Here is a 19,160-nt window from a genome sequence, read left to right on the forward strand (position 1 = left end):
GAATCTATCAAAATATATCGAATAAGGGGAAAATTATTATGCGCATGTACGATCTGATCACGAAGAAGAAGCACGGAGAAGCACTGACGGACGCTGAGATCACCTATATGATCGACGGCTACGTCAAGGGGGACATCCCCGATTACCAGATGTCGGCGATGCTCATGGCCATCTGGTTCAAGGGGATGACGGATCACGAGATCACGGAGCTCACGAAGGTCATGGCGAAGTCGGGCGACATGATCGACCTCTCGGCCATCGCGGGCAAGAAGGTCGACAAGCACTCGACGGGCGGCGTCGGCGATAAGACGACGCTCATCTGCGCGCCAATCGTCGCAGCCTGCGGCGGCAAGGTCGCGAAGATGAGCGGCCGCGGCCTCGGCCACACGGGCGGCACGGTCGACAAGCTCGAGTCTATCCCCGGCTACCAGACGGCGCTCTCGCGCGAGAAATTCTTCGACACGGTCAACAAGTGCGGCGTCAGCGTCATCGGCCAGTCGGGCAACCTCGCGCCGGCCGACAAGAAGCTCTACGCACTGCGCGACGTCACGGCGACGGTCGACTGCATCCCGCTCATCGCTTCGTCCATCATGAGCAAGAAGCTCGCAGCCGGCTCTGATTGCATCCTGCTCGACGTCAAGACGGGCAGCGGCGCCTTCATGAAGACGCTCGATGATTCCATCAAGCTCGCGCAGACGATGGTCGCCATCGGCGAGCTCGCCGGCCGCCGCACGGTCGCCCTGATCACCGATATGGACACGCCGCTCGGCTACGGCATCGGCAACAGCATCGAAGTCATGGAGTCGATGGATGTCCTCAAGGGCGAAGGCCCGGCTGATCTGCGCGAAGTATCGCTGCAGCTCGCCTCTAACATGCTCTACCTCGTCGGCAAGGGCACGCCGGAGGAATGCCGCACGATGGCCGAGAAGTCCATTGCGGACGGCAGCGCCTTCGAGACGTTCTGCACGATGGTCCGCGCCCAGGGCGGCGATGACAGCGTGCTGCGCGACTACACGAAGTTCCCGCAGGCACCGTACCGCGCGGAGATCAAGGCAGAGCGCTCGGGCTACATCACGAAGATGAACGCCGAGGAGATCGGCGAGACGTCCGTCGTGCTCGGCGCAGGCCGCGAGACGAAGGAGAGCACGATCGACTTCTCGGCAGGCCTCATCCTGCACAAGAAGTACGGCGATGAAGTCAAGGAAGGCGACAGCCTCGTGACGCTCTACACCTCGAAGGAGTCGGCCCTTGCCGATGCCGAGAAGATGTACCGCGAGGCCATTGCCATCGGCGATGAGCAGCCCGTAAAAGAGCCGCTCGTCTACGCGCGCGTCGAGAAAGACAAAGTCGAGAAGTATTGATAGAAAGAAGGGGCATGGAATGACGGATCAGGAACTCATCGAAGTGGCGAAAGCCTATCGGGAGCGCGCCTATGCGGCGTACTCGAACTTCAAGGTCGGCGCAGCCGTGCTGACGAAGGACGGCAAGGTCTTCGGCGGCTGCAATATCGAGAATGCCAGCTACCCGGTCTCGAACTGCGCCGAGCGCACGGCCATCTTCAAGGCGGTCTCCGAGGGCCACCGCGACTTCGCGGCCATCGCGATCATCGCCGATACGCCGGGCCCGTGCTCGCCGTGCGGCATGTGCCGCCAGGCCATCAGCGAATTCAAGATCCCGAAGATCATCATGGCGAACCTCAAGGGCGATGTGCAGGTGGCGACGCTTGCAGAAATCCTCCCGTTTGCCTTTACGGATAATGACCTCTGATATATAATGATGTAATGGAAAAGTCGGTCACATGTCCTTTTCGGGCAGTGGCCGCAAAGATCTCATCCAAAGAAGATAGGAGCAACCCGTATGTATTTCATCATTAATCTCCTCGGCGTGCTGATCTTCCTGGCCGTCGGCGTGCTTCTCTCGAAGAAGCGCAAGGACATCCATTGGCGCGGCGTCGGTTCACTGCTCGCGCTCAACGTGTTCATCGCATGGTTCCTGACCTCGTTCCCGATTGGGCGCGACATTGTCCAGGCCGCAGCCGCAGGCTTCACCTGGCTCGTCAGCGTCGCCTACGAGGGCATCGCCTTCGCATTCCCGGACTGGGTCCATGTGCCGCAGATGAACTTCTTCACCTCGGCCCTGCTGCCGATCCTCCTTGTCGTGCCGCTCTTCGACATCCTGACGTACATCGGCCTCCTGCCGTTCGTCATCAAGTGGATCGGCAAGGCGCTGGCCTTCCTCACACACGAGCCGAAGTTTGAGTCCTTCTTCGCCATCGAGATGATGTTCCTCGGCAACACGGAAGCCCTAGCCGTCTCGAGCCTGCAGCTCAAGCGCATGAAGGCAGACCGCTGCCTGACGCTCGCGATGATGTCCATGAGCTGCGTCACGGCCGCCCTGATCGGCGTCTACACGAAGATGATGCCGGCTGAGTTCATCCTGACGGCAGTTCCATTAAACGTCATCAACGCCCTGATTGTCACGAACCTCCTGCATCCGGTCAAGATCACGGAGGAGGAGGACACGGTTGCCCGCCTCGATGACGGCGGCAAGGAGCGCGAGCCGTTCTTCTCGTTCCTCGGCAACTCCATCCTCGGCGCTGGAAGACTGGTGCTGATCATCTGCGCGAACGTCATCGCGTTCGTCGCACTCGCCAAGCTCATCGACATGCTGCTCGTGCTGATCCATCCGGCCATCACGCTCGAGAATATCCTCGGCTGCATCATGTTCCCGTTTGCCTGGCTGCTCGGCCTCGACTCGACGGAAGCCTTCGCCATGGCGCAGTACATGGGCACGAAGCTCGTCACGAATGAGTTCGTCGTCATGCTCAGCGTGCAGGACATCCTGAGCACTTACAGCCGCCACATGCAGGGCGTGCTGACGGTCTTCATCACGTCGTTCGCGAACTTCTCGACGCTCGGCATGATCATCGGCTGCTTCAAAGGTCTCGTCGACGACAACAAGAACGACCTGATTTCCCGCAACGTCGGCTACATGCTGCTCTCGGGTATCCTGGTCTCCCTGCTGTCTGCCGGTCTTGCAGGCCTCTTCATCTGGTAAGCAATGCATAGAGTCTCCGCAGAGAAATCTGCGGAGATTTTTTTGTGGAAAAAGAGAAAAAAGGGTGTTGACAGGAGGCAGATGGGATGGTAAGATATATATCGTTGCAGGCGGCAATCACGCGGCAGGGCAACAAAATTGAATAGCTTCTGATAGTAGAGCATTGTGGAGAGTTGTCCGAGTGGTTGAAGGAGCACGCCTGGAAAGCGTGTATACGGGGAAACCTGTATCGAGAGTTCGAATCTCTCACTCTCCGCCATTTTTATATCCTTTTTCAGGTCGGGCCGCAGCGCCTGGGTCTTGCGCAATGGGGCCTCGTGAACCACGTCAGGTCCGGAAGGAAGCAGCGTTAAGCGAATCGTTCCATGTGCCGCGAGGGTGCCTGGGGACTGCGGTTCGACGTGGAAAAGGATGGAGAGCAGCCAGAAACGGCTGCTTTTTTACTATATATTTTTTTACTATATATTATTGTTATTGTTCATGGAAGTGAGGCGCCGATGGAGGGTGTCTAACGTTCCGCGCAGCAGGCTGAAGCTCCACTTATAGACACCCTCCATCGGCGCTGACTTACAGCAATAAAAGGATAAACAGCAGACATCGCAACCGCTCACAGAGCAGAGAGCGGAATGGAGTCGGTGTCCCGCGCAGCAGGTTGAAGCTCCACTTATAGACATCCTCTGGCGCCGCTAGCCTGCAGCAATAGAGGAACAAACAGCGGACATCGCAGCCGCTGGCAAGGCAGTGAGTGGGATGGAGTCGGTGCTCTGCGAAGGAAGGCCGGGGATGGCTGACCATAAGCGGAGCTTTGACGTTCTGCGTGAAGAACCTGTTTTTTGCCTACGAGAATCCTTGCCGGAACGCGTCGTTCAAGCGGAGCGCGTTTAGCGTTCCGGTAAGGCTGTGTTAAAAGGCAAAAAACAGGTTTAGCAGAACGTCACGCGCAGCGTTGGTCAGTCGTCCCCGGCCGGGCTTCGTACCTGCGATGTCTGCAAATCAAATGGTGGTAATCATAGGAGAGGAGAGGAGTTTGCGATGGCGTATATTGCGCTGTATCGGAAGTGGAGGCCGCAGACGTTCAAGGACCTCGTCGGGCAGGAGCATATCAGCCGGACGCTGGCGAATGCGATCACGAGCGGCCACATCGGCCATGCGTATCTCTTTGCCGGCCCACGCGGCACGGGCAAGACGAGTACGGCGAAGATCTTGGCGAAGGCGCTCAATTGTGAGCACGGGCCGACGCCGGAGCCGTGCGGGCAGTGTGAGCAGTGCCGCAAGATAGCGGATGGCTCCTCGATGGATGTCTTTGAGATCGATGCGGCGTCCAATCGCGGCATCGACGAGATCCGCGACCTGCGCGAGACGGTCAAGTTCGCGCCGGTCGATGGCCGCTACAAGGTCTACATCATCGACGAGGTCCACATGCTGACGACCGAGGCGTTCAACGCGCTCCTGAAGACACTCGAGGAGCCGCCGGCGCATGTCGTCTTCATTCTCGCGACGACCGAGGCCCACAAGGTCCCGCCGACCATCCAGTCGCGCTGCCAGCGCTACGACTTCAAGCGCATCACTGTCGAGGAGATCGAGAGCCGCCTGCGCTACATCACGGCAGAGATGAAGATGGAGGCCGAGGACGAGGCCCTCGCGATGATCGCGATACAGGCCGACGGCGGCATGCGCGATGCGCTGTCCATCCTCGACCAGTGCGCGGCGCTCGCCGAAGGGACAATCACGGCAGAGCGCGTGCGCCAGATCCTCGGCCTCGTCGGCCACGACTGGATCTACAAGATGACGAAAGCGCTCGCCGCGCGCAATGTGCAGGAGGCGCTCCAGATCCTTGCGGAGCTGCTGCGCGACGGCAAGGACCTCAAGCAGATCCTCTCGGAGCTATCGCTGCACCTGCGCAGCCTCATGATCTTCCAGGCGGCGGGCACCGTCGAGGCCATGGACCTCTACGCCGAGCCACAGGATGTACTGCAAGATCAGGCCAAGCTCTTCGCGCCCGAGGTCCTGCCGCGCATGATCGCGCGCCTGCACGAGGCGATGACGGAGATGAAGTGGTCGCCGCAGCCGCGCATCACCGTCGAGGTCGCATTGATGGAACTCTGCCGCCCCGAGCTTGTGGCATCGACTCAAGAAAATGCGGGGCAGGCTGCCAGTAACGGACCGAGAGCTGCTTCGAGCAATCCTGCTGACGAGGCGCGCATTGCCAAGCTCGAAGCTGCTCTTGCGCAGGTCACTGCCCTGCTCAAGCAGGCGACGGCTGGTGCGGGAGTCCGGCCTGCTGTCGCTCCTGCCACGGGCGTGCCGACTCCTGCTCCAGCTCCTGCTGCTGCGCCTGCCGTCACGCCGGCACCGGCAGACGTGCCCGAAGAACCTGCTGCGCTCGATGAAGCGGGTCTGCAGGTATGGAACCAGCTCTTTCAGTCCCTGCGCGAGCAGCACAAGGCGCCAATCCTCGCCTGCATCCAGAACGCCCGCTTCATGGGCATGACGGCCAGCCAGTTCCACATGCGCATGCAGAGCGGCCTCATGGCTTCACTCGTCATGCGCAATTACCGCAAGATCATCGAGCGCATCCTGCAGGAGCTCACGGGTCGTGAGCTGCGCCTCGTCTGCGCCGGCGAGGACGCGCCGATGAAGGCCCCACCGCGCCCGCGGCCAGCCGCACCGAAGATTGCACCAAGGCGCGAGACGCCGCCTGCAAAGCCGGAGCCCACGGAGATCCTCGAGGAAGTCGCCCCCGACGAGCGCGCCTCCCTCAAGAAAGCCTTCGACGTCTTCGGCGCCAACGTCGTCGGCGTCGAGACGACAAAGGCCGCGCCGCAGCCTGCCGCACCGGAGCCAGCGGGCCATGACATCTACGAGGACGGCGCCATCCCGCTGCCGGAAGACGGCGACGTGCCACTGCCAACGGAGGATGACGAATGAATTTGATCAAGGAATTGCAGGAGCAACAAGACTTCTCGGATTCAGAGCGAACGATTGCGACGTACTTGTTGCAGCATTCCCGCCTGTTGCCGAGCATGACGACGCGCCAGCTGGCGCGGGAGACGTATACGAGCTCGGCTGCCATCGTGCGTTTCTGCCAGAAGCTCGGTTTTGGCGGTTACACGGAATTTCGCGTGGAATTTCTCGCACAGATGATGAAGTATCTGGAACAGCCCTATGGCGTCGAGCTGTCCGTGACGAATCAGGACTCGGTGCATTCCATCCTGGACAAAGTCACGCGACTGGAGATTGATGCCTTGCAGGAGACCTACCAGATGCTGGATGCCAAGGAATTCGTGCGGGCTTTCGCAATCTTGCAGAAGACACAGCACATTGACTTTTATGCGATGGACAACAACCTCGATATCGCCAACATGGCCGCTTCGAGCTTCATCATGGCCAACAAGTGCTCGACCGTCCACACCGCTATGACGATGCAGTACCTGCAGGCGACGGGCGCGCCGAAGGAACATGTGGGCTTCTTCATCAGCCGCACGGGCGAGAACCGCATGCTCATCGACATCGCGCATCTCTTGAAGCTGCGCGGCAATCCGTTCCTGTTGATCACGGCGAATCAGGAGTCGACCCTGGCTTCGCTTGCGGATGTCGTCTTTCCCGTGGCTTCTGTCAAGTCGATGGAAGAGCTCGGTCCCCGCGTCTTCCTGATGGGGGCCAAGTATGTTACGGATGTCCTCTTCGCCGTCCTGATGACGCGCGTGGACTTCCGCAACGCACAGGAAAAAGAGATATGGCTGAGTAAGCACTTTCATTATTGATAGTCCTGACGATCTTGGTGGATTGCTGCCTGCCTTGACGAGTGAATTACATAGTGGAATTTTGTAACAGCGTTTCAAGACGCTGTTTTTTTTTCGCCCATCGTTGAAGCCGTGTTTCCTATTGATTTCATTTTGTTGAACGCGAAAATGGCCCATGGTATATTAGAATCACCTTGAGGGGAAGGGAGCCTGAGACAGGGCTCGTGGATAGCATGTATCATTTGGGAACAATGGAGATAGGAAAGAGGAAAGAGCATGACTAAACAAGAACTTTTCGATAAGTTTATCGAAATCATGGGGGAGTTTGCTCAGATTCGTGCGGTAGCAGCTCTGCGTGATGGCTTCATCATGACGACGCCGTTCACGATCTGCGGTTCTGTATTCCTGCTGCTGGCCAACCTGCCGGTGCCGGGATACGCCGAATTCATGGCCTCCCTTTTCGGAACCGATTGGACGGCACCACTCAATGCGGTGGCCGGCGGCACCTTCAGCGTCCTGGCGCTGATCGTCGTCTTGTCCATCACCTATAAATTCGTAGAGAATGAGGGCTGTGATGCCATGATGGCATCCATCCTCGCGCTGTCGACCTTCCTGATCCTGATGCCGCCGACCATCCTGTCGAAGGGCGGCGAGACAGTAGCCGACATCATCCCGAAGGCATGGGTCGGCAGCAACGGCGTCATCACCGCTATCCTCGTCGCGTTCTTCGTCTCGTACGTCTTCTGCTACTGCGAGAAGAACCACATCGGCATCAAGATGCCGGATGCCGTACCGCAGGGCGTGGCGAAAGCGTTCACGGCGCTCGTGCCGGGCATGATCTTCTTCACCTGCGCTTCGGTCCTCTACGGACTCTGCCATTACATCGGTGCGACGACACTTCCAGAACTCATCTTCAAAGTCATCCAGACGCCGCTGCAGGGCCTTTCGGATTCGCTGGCGGGCGGCACGGTCATCGTCGGCCTCCAGAGCATCCTGTTCTGGGCCGGCATCCATGGCCCGAACGTCGTCGGCGGCGTCGTGAGCCCGCTGCTCATCGCCAATTCGCTCGACAACCAGCACCTCATCGACATGGGCATGACGCTCGTCAACAACCCAGAAGCCAAGATTTTCACGTGCCAGATCAACGATGTCTTTGTCAAGAGCGGTGGCTGTGGCCTGACGCTCGGCCTGCTGCTCGCTGGTATCTTCACGGCGAAGTCAGAACAGCTGAGCTCTTTGCTCAAGATGGCCTTTGTGCCGGGCCTCTTCAACATCAATGAACCGTTGATCTTCGGCCTGCCGATCGTCTTTAACCCGTACCTGCTCGTGCCGTTCGTCATCGTGCCGCTCATCGCGATGTTCATCACCTACGGTGCCATCGCCTCGGGCTTCATGGCCCCGTTCAGCGCCGTGCAGGTTCCCTGGACGACGCCACCGATCATCGCAGGCTTCCTGCTCGATGGCTGGCAGGGTGCTGTCGTACAGATTGTGAACCTCGCCATCGCGACGGTCATCTACTTCCCCTTCCTCAAAGCACAGGACCGCGCGTTCCTCAAAGAGGAAAAAGGCGATGCTGAGGCCATAGAAGAGACAGACAAGGCTGAGGCTGCCATCGAGCCGTAAAGCTGCTGATGGATTGGGGATTATGGGATACAAAAGAGAAAAGAGAGAAAGAGGATGTTTGGCATGATGAAGAAGGAAAAGACGGCCGCGCTCCTGCTGGGGATTACCATGAGCCTGACGGGGACGGCTCTTGCCGCACCGGCCGATACAGCACAGGACATCGACAGCCGCATCGCGGCCCTCGAGCAGCAGCAGAGCAACTTGGAGAAGGAAATCAAGGAACTCCGCCACCAGAATAGTCAGCTCAAGAATCAGGAACGCAGTCAGAAAAAGCAGCTGAACGGCCTGAGCAAGAGCGTCAAGAGTGAGATGGACCGTATCAAGATCTCCGGTTTCGGCCGCGTCAGCTGGGATAACGACAACATCAAGGGCTACATCGACCGCAACGACAACCGCCGCTTCTATCTCGACCTCAAGGGCAAGTTCAAGGTCAACGACGACTGGAACTTCAACTTTGAGAGCGAGACGAATCCGCGCTATGCCAACTACGTCATGGCGGATGGTACCCTCAAATCTCACAGTGGCCACGACGATGAAGATGGCACGATCCAGCGCGTCTGGGCAGAGGGCAAGACCGGCGTGGTCAACTACGATATCGGCCGCAGATGGCGCGGCCTCGGCTTCCAGAATGTCCTGCTTGGCAACGAGACAGACGGTGCCGTCATCAGCACGGCCATCCCGAAATCGAAGCTCACGGCAAATGCCTTCTACCTGACGCCGACGGACAAGGGCTATAACTTCAGTGTCTACGGTGCTGGCGTCCAGGGCCAGATTGGCCACGGCCTGCAGATTAACGCAGCGATTGCTAAGCTGAACATTGGCAAGCATGAGTCAATGGGCCAGAATGTCTACGACACGACAAAGACCTTCAAGGTTGAGGGCACAAATGCTACTATCAAAGACCTCAGCGGTACAATTAAAGGCGGTGGAGATTTTACATGGTACGGTGGTCAAGCTGGAGATAAATCCTATGGTGAGTTCAACAGTGACCCGGGTTTCTCCATCTACTATACGCCTGGACTCAGCGGGACAGTAGATGCAAGCGGCAAGTACACCGTCACGGAGACGCCGTCGGAACTGCCAAACACAGCTGGCAACCTCGGCTTTGTCCTCAGTGCGATGTGGAATCCGATGAAGAACATCTTCCTGATCGGCGACTATGCGCGCACGAATGCACCGAGTTACAAAGTCGGTGAATGGGGGGCCAACGGCTACCAGGAGACGAAGTATGACAAGAACAGCTGCACGGCACTTCGTCTCAACTACCGCTGGTCGAACATCAACGACCCGGGTTCCTTCCAGCTCTATGCACGCTGGTATAATTACGCGCGCAACATCAACAACCTCGTCGGCATCTTCGGCGACAAGGAGTGGGGCGCGCTGCAGCCGGGATCGAAGGGCTGGATCTTCGGCTTCAAGTATGTGCCGGCCAAGAACATCGAGTGGGAGACGTTCTACGAATACGCCAATGCGCAGAACACGCTGTACGGCCACAAAGGCGAGACGTACCACCGCAACTTCCTGCGCACGATGGTCGACTATCACTTCTGATATCACATATGATTCTATCTAACGATGTATAAAGAAAGGGAGTTTCTATCATGAAAAAGATTGTCTTATTATGCGCTTCGGGAATGTCCACGAGCATGCTCGTCCGTAAGATGAAGGAAGCAGCTGCTGCCGAGGGCTATGAGTGCTCCATCGATGCCTTCTCCGCTTCGGAGGCGGCTACGAAAGCCGCGGATGCCGATGTTGTTCTGCTTGGACCGCAGATCCGCTTCCAGAAGAACAAGATTGCTGAGCAGGTCCCCGGTGTGCCAGTCGATGCGATCGATATGCGCATGTACGGCCGCATGGACGGCAAAGGCACCCTTGCCCTTGCGCGCAAGCTCATGAACGACTGAGGAGGGACAAGCGATGGAAGGATTAGAGCTCATTGCATTCCAGATCATCTCGTCCGTCGGCACGGCGCGCAGCTGCTACATCGAGGCCATCCAGGCAGCGAAGAAGGGCGACTATGAAGAGGCCGCGAAGATGATCGAAGAGGGTGACGCGGCGTTCATCGAAGGCCACGACGCCCATGCCGGCCTGTTGCAGAAAGAAGCTTCAGGGGAGGGCAATACGGTTAATCTGCTGATCCTGCATGCAGAAGATCAGCTCATGAGCGCAGAGGCGTTCAAGACGATTGCGCTCGAATTCATCGATGCCTATAAGCGCATCGAGGCGCTCGAGAAGAAAGCCTGAGTCGGGCAGGGAGGTTTCATCATGCCATTTCCAAAAGGATTTTTATGGGGCGGTGCCGTCGCTGCCCATCAGCTCGAAGGCGGCTGGCAGGAAGGCGGCAAGGGCGTCAGCGTGGCTGACGTCATGACGGTCGGCGGTCCGGGCAAGCCGCGTGAGATCACGGATGGAGTCGTGCCGGGGAAGGTCTATCCGAACCATGAGGCCATTGACTTCTATCATCACTACAAAGAAGATATTGCACTGCTCGCTGAGATGGGCTTCAAGTGCTTCCGCACGAGCATTGCCTGGACACGCATCTTCCCGAACGGCGACGAGCTGGAGCCGAATGAAGCGGGCCTGAAGTTCTACGACGACCTCTTCGATACGATGCATGCTTACGGCATGGAGCCGGTCATCACGCTCTCACACTTTGAGATGCCGTACCATCTCGTCACGGCGTACGGCGGCTGGCGCAACCGCAAGCTCGTCGACTTCTTCGTCCGCTTTGCCGTCACGGTCTTCAAGCGCTACAGGGACAAGGTCAAGTACTGGATGACCTTCAATGAGATCAATAACCAGCGCGATGTCGACACGCCGTTCACAGCCTTCACGAATTCCGGCGTGCTCTATCAGCCGGGTGAGGACCGCCACGAGGTGCTCTATCAGGTCGCCCACCATGAGTTCCTCGCTTCGGCAAAAGCCGTCATCGAGGGCCACAAGATCAACCCGGACTTCCAGATCGGCTGCATGATGGCGATGTCGCCTGTCTATCCTGAGACGTGCAAGCCGATGGATCAGATTGCAGCGCTCAAGGAAATGGATAAGACCTTCTATTTCGCGGACGTCCAGTGCCGCGGCCATTATCCTTCCTACATTCTCAAGGAGTGGGAGAACAAGGGCTACCACATCAAGATGGAGCCCGATGATCTCGCTGTCCTCGAACAGGGCTGCGTCGACTACTTCGCTCTGTCGTACTACATGAGCTTCGTCCGCGCCTACGACGAGCAGACGGATTCCTTCAAGGAAGTCCCGAACCCGTTCGTCAAGGCATCGGACTGGGGCTGGCAAATCGATCCGGTCGGCCTGCGCTACATGCTCGACGTACTCGCTGAGCGCTACGAGCTGCCGATGATGATCGTCGAGAACGGCATCGGCCTGCACGAGCAGCCGGATGAGACGGGCGTCGTCCAGGACGATGCCCGCATCAATTACTTTGCCGCGCACATCGCCGAGATGAAGAAGGCCATCGAGCTCGATGGTGTGACGCTCATGGGTTACTGCCCGTGGGGACCGATTGACCTCGTTTCGGCCAGCACAGGCGAGATGGAGAAGCGCTACGGCTTCATCTACGTCGACAAGAACAACAAGGGCGAGGGCACGCTTTCGCGCAAGCCCAAGAAGTCCTTCTACTGGTACAAGAAGGTCATCGCCTCGAATGGCGAGGACCTCGCGCACTGACCTGCACGGCAGGCAATGCGCAATGCGTGAATGAGAAAGATTCAGGAGGAATAGATATGGATATCCGCAAGAAAGCAATCGCTGCCGCCGTGCTCCTGGCTTGCGCAGCACCGCTCTCCGTCTCGATGGATTTTGCAGCGCCGGCGACGGCCTATGCGACGCCGGCGACGGAGACGCAGGCAAGTGACGCCTTTGCCGTTGACTTCAAGAAGGGTCAGTCCGCCATCTTCGAGCCGTCTGACGGCTGGACGAACGGTGATCCGTTCAACGTATTCTGGCACAAGGACAACGTCACGTTCGAAGACGGCACGATGCAGCTGACGATCGACTACGATTCCTCGCAGGACAAGGTCCCGTATTCGGGCGGCGAGTTCCGCAGCAAGAAGACGTACGGCTACGGCCGCTACGAGGTCAGCATGAAGGCCATCAAGAATGACGGCTGCGTCTCCTCGTTCTTCACCTACACGGGCCCGTACGACGGCGATCCGTGGGATGAGATCGACTTCGAGGTCCTCGGCAAGGATACCTCCAAGGTCCAGCTCAACTACTTCCGCAATGGCGTCGGCGGCCACGAGAAGATGATCGACCTCGGCTTCGATGCGTCGGATGACTTCCACACGTACGCCTTTGAATGGCATAAGGACAAGATCATCTGGTTCGTCGACGGCAAGGAAGTCTTCCGCCGCGAGGGTGCAAACCTGCCGTGCACGAAGGGCAAGATCATGATGAATGCATGGTGCGGCAAGGGTGTTGACACATGGCTGAAGCCGTTCAATGACGAGAACCTCCCGCTGACGGCTGAGTATCAGTGGGTCAAGTACACGCCGTTTGCGGAATGAGGTGACAGCGATGATGGTGAGCAGGAAACTCCGCTGGCTCGTGCTCAGCGGGATCCTTCTCGGCACTTGCGGCCTCCCAGGATTCAGCGAGGCCGCCGATGCCGGCATGCACGTCGATCAGGTCGGCTACCTGAATGGCTACAGCAAGACGGCCATGGTCACCGATACGGGCGACACGGATTTCTCGCTCGTCGATGCGAAGACGGGCCAGACGGTCTACGCGGGCAAGCTCTCTGCAGCCAAGAAGGATGCGATGTCAGAAGAGACGCTGCGCAAAGCGGACTTCAGCTCCTTCAAGAAGGAAGGCACCTATAAGCTGCGCGTCGGCTCGCGTGAGTCGTACGATTTCGAGATCGGCGACAATGTCTACGCCGTGCCGGCCGTTGAGACGTGGCGCTCGTACACGCTCTCGCGCAGTAATACGCCAATCGACGACCCGGTGACGGGGCTCAAGATCAAAGATGGTCATGCGCAGGACCACGAGGCGCAGGTCTATTTCACGGACAAGCTCAACAAGAAGGGCGACCGCCTCGATGTCAGCGGCGGCTGGTATGATGCCGGCGATTACGGCAAGTATGTGACGACGGCTGCCATCAGCAGTGCAGAGCTCATGCTCGCCTATGAGGCCAACCCTTCGCACTTCACGCGCGGACAGCTCCTGTTCCCTGCGGGAATCGACGAAGAGACGAAACTGCCCGATGCCTTGGCAGAGGTGCAGTTTGAGCTCAATTGGATGAGCAAGATGCAGCGCAGGGATGGCAGCATGTTTCACAAGGTCGCGGGCCTTAAGTGGCCGGGCTTTGACAAGTCACCGGATACCGACACGCAGGACCGCTACATCTTTGGCAGCTGCACGTCGAGTGCCGCGATGAGCGGTGCCAGCTTTGCCATCGCTTCGCGCATCTACGCGCCGTTTGACCCGTCGTATGCCACTGCGATGCGCAAGCGTGCAGAGCGTATCTGGGGCTATCTCGCGAAGACAAAGACCCCAATCTACCGCGTCGATGAAGGCCAGGATGGCGGTTCCGGCCCGTACAACAAGAGCACGGACCTTGAGGAACGCATCTGGCTTGCAGCGGAGCTCTTCCGCACGACGGGCGAGAAGAAGTACGAGAAGTACCTTGGCTCTGTCGCCGATCGCTTCATGCAGAAGCCGAGCTTCTTCACCTGGGACAACACGCTGGCACTCGGCCAGTTTGCCTACCTGAAGGCAAAGGGTGCTGATGCAGCGCTGCAGGCAAAGGTCAGGGCAGCCTTCCTCGGCTACGCCGATGACATCACCAAGAAGATCGAGTCCGACGGCTTTGGCTGTGCGCTCGCCAAGGACGAGTACACCTGGGCCAGCACCAAGAATGCGCTGACGCAGGGCGACATCCTGCTCATGGCCAATCAGATCCAGCCGAATGAGGCCTACGTGGAGGGAGCGCTCTCCCAGATCCACTACCTCTTCGGCCGCAATTCGCTCGACAAGAGCTTTGCGACCGGTATGGGCGACAATCCGCCAGAGCATCCGCACAACCGCATCCACGAGAGCACGGGTGCCTATGTCCCCGGACTCATCGTCGGCGGTCCGAATGCAGTCGCGGGCGGCGACCCCGACCAGACGGCCTACCTCAAGAGTGGCCATATCCCCGTGGCCAAGTCGTACCTCGATGTACTGACATCGTGGTCGACGAATGAGTACGCCATCGACTACACGGGCACCGCAGCCTATGCACTCTCGTACTTCGCCAAGCCGAAGGCGATGAGCACCGATATGCTGAAGCTCAAGCGTAGCTATCCCCCTATCACGCAGAAAAGAGAATTATGACCCCCATATGACTCTTTTCTATAGAATAGAATTTCCCTTCATTGTGATGCTTAAACATCAGAAAAGCCTTCCCGGATCCCCCCGGGAGGGCTTTTTCTGTCTTTTGGCGGTTTCCGTGGTTTTGAGTTGACGGAATCCTTTTATTTTGGTAGTCTAGTTTAGAGAAACAATCAAGATACATGCGCGTTGCATGAGAACGAGAGGTGTAATCTATGTTTGGTGGAATGGGCAACATGGGCAATATGGCCGGCATGATGAAAAAAGTCCAGAAGATGCAGAACGAAATGAAGAAGATGCAGGACGAGCTCAAGCGCAAGACCGTGGATGTTACAGCTGGCGGCGGTGCTGTCAAAATCGTCATGAACGGCGAGAAGCAGGTTCAGTCCTTGACGATTGACCCGGCTGCTGTCGATCCGGAAGACGTCGAGATGCTGCAGGATCTCATCTCGGCTGCCTTCAATGAGGCGACGAAGAAAGTCGACGAGATGATGGCGTCGGAGATGGGCAAGCTGACGAGCGGGCTCGGCCTGCCGCCGGGACTCCTTTAATGCAGTACATTGCACCCTTGGCAAACTTAATCGAGCACTTTCGCGCACTGCCGGGCATTGGCCAAAAGACGGCAGTGCGTCTTGCTTATCACGTGCTCGACATGGACCCTGCACAGGCGAGGGCACTGGCCTCCGCCATCATCGATGCCAAGGAGAAGATCGGCTACTGCAATACCTGCTTCAACCTCAGTGACCAGAATCCCTGCGCCATCTGTGCGTCGGATGAGCGCGACCACTCCGTCATCTGCGTCGTCGAGCAGCCGCAGGACGTCGCGGCGATGGAGCGCATGCGCGACTACCAAGGCGTCTACCACGTTCTGCATGGCGCACTGTCGCCTTTAGAGGGCATCGGCCCGTCGGACATCCGCATCAAGGAACTCCTCGGGCGCCTGCAGGACGATACGGTCAAGGAAGTCATCATGGCGACGAACCCGAATGTCGAGGGGGAGGCGACGACCATGTACATCGCCAAGCTCTTGAAGCCGCTCGGCATCAAGGTCACGCGCATCGCACACGGCCTGCCAATCGGCGGCGACTTGGAGTACGCCGATGAGGTCACGCTTGCGAAAGCCATGGAGAATCGGAGGGAAATCTGATGTTTGAGTTCATAACGGCATTCGCCATCGGACTGGTGGTCCTTTGCCTCGTCGGCAAGGTCGTTTCCTTGCCACTCCATCTCGTCTGGAAGCTGATCACGAACAGCATCGTCGGCGCCATCCTGCTCTGGTTCGTCAAGCTCGTGGTCGTCAAGGTGCAGATCACCTTCCTGAGCGCGCTCGTCGCCGGCTTCTTCGGCGTGCCGGGCGTCATTGCCGTGCTGCTCTACACGTATCTCTGATGCGGATAGAGATGGTAGGATAACAGGAATCCGGGTGTCAGCATCTTTTTGAACTTTTTTCAAAAAAGCTGTTGACAACTCGGCCACTATCCTGTAATATAGTACAAGTCGCTGAGCGATACGGCCGAAGCAAAAGCCCGTAAGCCTTGATTGGCAAGGGATTTGCAGGAAGCCGAAACGAACTTGAAAAAAAGAAAGAAAAAACTTCTTGACAAGCTCCGCTCGATGCGATAAGATATAAAAGTCGCTTGAAGCGAACAGCTTTCAAACGAAAGCAAGAAAGCAAGCTTCGAAAGACCAAGTTGTTCTTTGAAAACTAAACAATGCAACATGAATCATTTGTGATTCAAGCCAGATGTTTTAAAAAACATCGATTGATTATGAACATAAGCAATCGGCAATTTCTTTACTAGGCTTCTTTTGAAGCTTAGGCCAAAAAGATATTTAGAGCCAATCAAGGTTCTTCATAAATTTTATGGAGAGTTTGATCCTGGCTCAGGACGAACGCTGGCGGCGTGCTTAACACATGCAAGTCGAACGAGACGATTGAAAGCTTGCTTTTGAAAGTCGAGTGGCAAACGGGTGAGTAACGCGTAGACAACCTGCCGTAAAGATGGGGACAACAGTCCGAAAGGACTGCTAATACCGAATGTTGTGGGACTTCCGCATGGGAGTTCTACTAAAGATGGCCTCTACTTGTAAGCTATCGCTTTACGATGGGTCTGCGTCTGATTAGCTAGTTGGTGGGGTAACGGCTTACCAAGGCGACGATCAGTAGCCGGTCTGAGAGGATGAACGGCCACATTGGAACTGAGACACGGTCCAGACTCCTACGGGAGGCAGCAGTGGGGAATCTTCCGCAATGGGCGCAAGCCTGACGGAGCAACGCCGCGTGAGTGAAGAAGGGTTTCGACTCGTAAAGCTCTGTTGTCGGGGACGAATGTGGAGATGGTGAATAACCATTTCCAATGACGGTACCTGACGAGGAAGCCACGGCTAACTACGTGCCAGCAGCCGCGGTAATACGTAGGTGGCGAGCGTTGTCCGGAATTATTGGGCGTAAAGGGAGCGCAGGCGGGAGGTCAAGTCTATCTTAAAAGTGCGGGGCTCAACCCCGTGAGGGGATGGAAACTGGTCTTCTTGAGTGCAGGAGAGGAAAGCGGAATTCCTAGTGTAGCGGTGAAATGCGTAGATATTAGGAGGAACACCAGTGGCGAAGGCGGCTTTCTGGACTGTAACTGACGCTGAGGCTCGAAAGCGTGGGGAGCGAACAGGATTAGATACCCTGGTAGTCCACGCCGTAAACGATGAATGCTAGGTGTAGGAGGTATCGACCCCTCCTGTGCCGGAGTTAACGCAATAAGCATTCCGCCTGGGGAGTACGGCCGCAAGGCTGAAACTCAAAGGAATTGACGGGGGCCCGCACAAGCGGTGGAGTATGTGGTTTAATTCGACGCAACGCGAAGAACCTTACCAGGGCTTGACATTGAGTGAAAGGACTAGAGATAGTCCCCTCTCTTCGGAGACACGAAAACAGGTGGTGCATGGCTGTCGTCAGCTCGTGTCGTGAGATGTTGGGTTAAGTCCCGCAACGAGCGCAACCCCTATCCTTTGTTGCCAGCACATAATGGTGGGAACTCAAAGGAGACTGCCGCGGACAACGCGGAGGAAGGCGGGGATGACGTCAAGTCATCATGCCCCTTATGTCCTGGGCTACACACGTACTACAATGGGATGGACAGAGAGCAGCGAAGCCGCGAGGCCAAGCGAACCCCATAAACCATCTCCCAGTTCGGATTGCAGGCTGCAACCCGCCTGCATGAAGTTGGAATCGCTAGTAATCGCAGGTCAGCATACTGCGGTGAATACGTTCCCGGGCCTTGTACACACCGCCCGTCACACCACGGAAGTCATTCACACCCGAAGCCGGCAGGCTAACCGCAAGGAGGCAGCCGTCTAAGGTGGGGGCGATGACTGGGGTGAAGTCGTAACAAGGTAGCCGTATCGGAAGGTGCGGCTGGATCACCTCCTTTCTAAGGAGAACATCAGTCCCGAGCAGGGATTGAGAGTTCAGGTCGTTCATCTGGCCGAAAGTTGCATTGTCTAGTTTTGAGGGAACAACCCTCAATGCACACTGAAAACTACACAGAAGAAATGAAATGTATCGAAATCATCGAGTCGCACGACAGTGTGAACAGAATGGTTAGAACGAACATTTTAGGATTCAAGCATAGACATCATATTGACATATGAAACCTATGGCATAATAAATAGTTAAGCTACAAAGGGCATATGGTGGATGCCTAGGCGTTCCGAGCCGATGAAGGACGCGATAAGCTGCGATAAGTCATGGGGAGCCGCAAGTAGGCTTTGATCCATGAATCTCCAAATGGGGCAACCCGATACGAGTCATGTCGTATCATCCATGTGTGACATGGAAGGCACACCCGGTGAACTGAAACATCTAAGTAGCCGGAGGAAGAGTAATCAAACGAGATTCCCTCAGTAGCGGCGAGCGAACAGGGAAGAGCCCAAACCGGACGTCTTCGGACGACCGGGGTTGAGGACCAGCATCAAGGGAAGGCAAGATAGTCGAACAGTCTGGGAAGGCTGAGCACAGACGGTGAAACTCCGGTAGACGAAATCTTACCCAACGGGCTGGTATCCAGAGTACCACGAGACACGTGAAACCTTGTGGGAAGCAGGGTGGACCACCATCCAAGGCAAAATACTACGGAACGACCGATAGCGCATAGTACCGTGAGGGAAAGGTGAAAAGAACCGCGGGAGCGGAGTGAAATAGAACCTGAAACCGTATGTCTACAAGCAGTCGAAGCACTTTATATGTGCGACGGCGTGCCTATTGAAGAATGAACCGGCGAGTTAATTTCAGAGGCGAGGTTAAGCAGGAGATGCGGAGCCGAAGCGAGAGCGAGTCTGAATAGGGCGCAAGTCTCTGGGATTAGACCCGAAACCACAGTGATCTATGCATGGCCAGGTTGAAGCTCAGGTAAAAATGAG

Annotated in this window: 15 protein-coding genes, 1 tRNA gene, 1 rRNA gene and 1 other annotated feature (1 of these 18 only partly in view); all 17 genes read left to right on the forward strand. The window is 57.1% G+C overall.

The genetic code is table 11. The annotated features are described in order from the left end of the window. The first annotated feature begins 38 nt into the window (after positions 1-38). Positions 39-1,361 (forward strand): pyrimidine-nucleoside phosphorylase, encoded by a 1,323-nt coding sequence (locus MITSMUL_RS04675; protein WP_040635484.1) that lies wholly within the window; start codon positions 39-41, stop codon positions 1,359-1,361. 19 nt (positions 1,362-1,380) lie between these two features. Next, the gene (locus MITSMUL_RS04680) at positions 1,381-1,767 is read left to right on the forward strand and encodes a cytidine deaminase (protein ID WP_005840390.1); all 387 of its coding nucleotides are present in this window, start codon (positions 1,381-1,383) and stop codon (positions 1,765-1,767) included. A gap of 90 nt (positions 1,768-1,857) precedes the next feature. Further along, positions 1,858-3,057 carry a NupC/NupG family nucleoside CNT transporter gene (locus MITSMUL_RS04685; protein ID WP_005840392.1) on the forward strand — a complete coding sequence of 400 codons (1,200 nt, stop codon included), beginning with the start codon at positions 1,858-1,860 and terminating at the stop codon, positions 3,055-3,057. 167 nt (positions 3,058-3,224) lie between these two features. Further along, a tRNA-Ser gene (locus MITSMUL_RS04690) sits at positions 3,225-3,316 on the forward strand. 773 nt (positions 3,317-4,089) lie between these two features. Then, a complete protein-coding gene (dnaX, locus tag MITSMUL_RS04695) occupies positions 4,090-5,985 on the forward strand; it encodes a DNA polymerase III subunit gamma/tau (protein WP_005840396.1) in 1,896 nt (631 codons plus the stop codon). Continuing rightward, entirely contained in the window at positions 5,982-6,821 is an 840-nt protein-coding gene (locus tag MITSMUL_RS04700; protein ID WP_005840397.1) for a MurR/RpiR family transcriptional regulator, read from the forward strand. Before dnaX ends, MITSMUL_RS04700 begins: the two co-directional genes overlap by 4 nt. A 255-nt stretch (positions 6,822-7,076) precedes the next feature. Beyond that, on the forward strand, positions 7,077-8,423 hold the full coding sequence (locus MITSMUL_RS04705) for a PTS sugar transporter subunit IIC (protein ID WP_005840398.1): 1,347 nt from the start codon (positions 7,077-7,079) through the stop codon (positions 8,421-8,423). Between the two features lie 63 nt (positions 8,424-8,486). Then, positions 8,487-9,974 carry a hypothetical protein gene (locus MITSMUL_RS12960; protein WP_187115575.1) on the forward strand — a complete coding sequence of 496 codons (1,488 nt, stop codon included), beginning with the start codon at positions 8,487-8,489 and terminating at the stop codon, positions 9,972-9,974. A 50-nt stretch (positions 9,975-10,024) separates the two neighbouring features. Beyond that, positions 10,025-10,327: a PTS sugar transporter subunit IIB gene (locus MITSMUL_RS04715; RefSeq protein ID WP_005840400.1), complete on the forward strand. Its 303-nt coding sequence runs from the start codon at positions 10,025-10,027 to the stop codon at positions 10,325-10,327. A 13-nt stretch (positions 10,328-10,340) separates the two neighbouring features. Next, positions 10,341-10,667: a PTS lactose/cellobiose transporter subunit IIA gene (locus tag MITSMUL_RS04720; protein WP_005840401.1), complete on the forward strand. Its 327-nt coding sequence runs from the start codon at positions 10,341-10,343 to the stop codon at positions 10,665-10,667. 21 nt (positions 10,668-10,688) lie between these two features. Next, positions 10,689-12,104: a 6-phospho-beta-glucosidase gene (locus MITSMUL_RS04725; RefSeq protein ID WP_005840402.1), complete on the forward strand. Its 1,416-nt coding sequence runs from the start codon at positions 10,689-10,691 to the stop codon at positions 12,102-12,104. 56 nt (positions 12,105-12,160) lie between these two features. Next, a complete protein-coding gene (gene bglS / locus MITSMUL_RS04730; protein WP_005840403.1) occupies positions 12,161-12,943 on the forward strand; it encodes a beta-glucanase in 783 nt (260 codons plus the stop codon). A 10-nt stretch (positions 12,944-12,953) separates the two neighbouring features. Then, positions 12,954-14,753 carry a glycoside hydrolase family 9 protein gene (locus MITSMUL_RS04735; RefSeq protein ID WP_005840405.1) on the forward strand — a complete coding sequence of 600 codons (1,800 nt, stop codon included), beginning with the start codon at positions 12,954-12,956 and terminating at the stop codon, positions 14,751-14,753. A 212-nt stretch (positions 14,754-14,965) separates the two neighbouring features. Then, on the forward strand, positions 14,966-15,301 hold the full coding sequence (locus MITSMUL_RS04740; RefSeq protein WP_005840407.1) for a YbaB/EbfC family nucleoid-associated protein: 336 nt from the start codon (positions 14,966-14,968) through the stop codon (positions 15,299-15,301). After that, positions 15,301-15,897, forward strand: a complete 597-nt coding sequence (recR, locus tag MITSMUL_RS04745) for a recombination mediator RecR (RefSeq protein ID WP_005840409.1) — start codon at positions 15,301-15,303, stop codon at positions 15,895-15,897. Before MITSMUL_RS04740 ends, recR begins: the two co-directional genes overlap by 1 nt. Continuing rightward, on the forward strand, positions 15,897-16,139 hold the full coding sequence (locus MITSMUL_RS04750) for a pro-sigmaK processing inhibitor BofA family protein (protein WP_005840411.1): 243 nt from the start codon (positions 15,897-15,899) through the stop codon (positions 16,137-16,139). The genes recR and MITSMUL_RS04750 overlap by 1 nt, the downstream gene beginning before the upstream one ends. A 472-nt stretch (positions 16,140-16,611) precedes the next feature. Continuing rightward, positions 16,612-18,172 (forward strand): 16S ribosomal RNA (locus tag MITSMUL_RS04755). A gap of 239 nt (positions 18,173-18,411) precedes the next feature. Next, positions 18,412-19,160: a sequence feature (mutual gap in cmsearch alignment for this rRNA model is longer than 100), on the forward strand; it runs 3,511 nt beyond the window's last position.

This window comes from Mitsuokella multacida DSM 20544, assembly GCF_000155955.1.
Classification (GTDB): Bacteria; Bacillota; Negativicutes; order Selenomonadales; family Selenomonadaceae; genus Mitsuokella; species Mitsuokella multacida.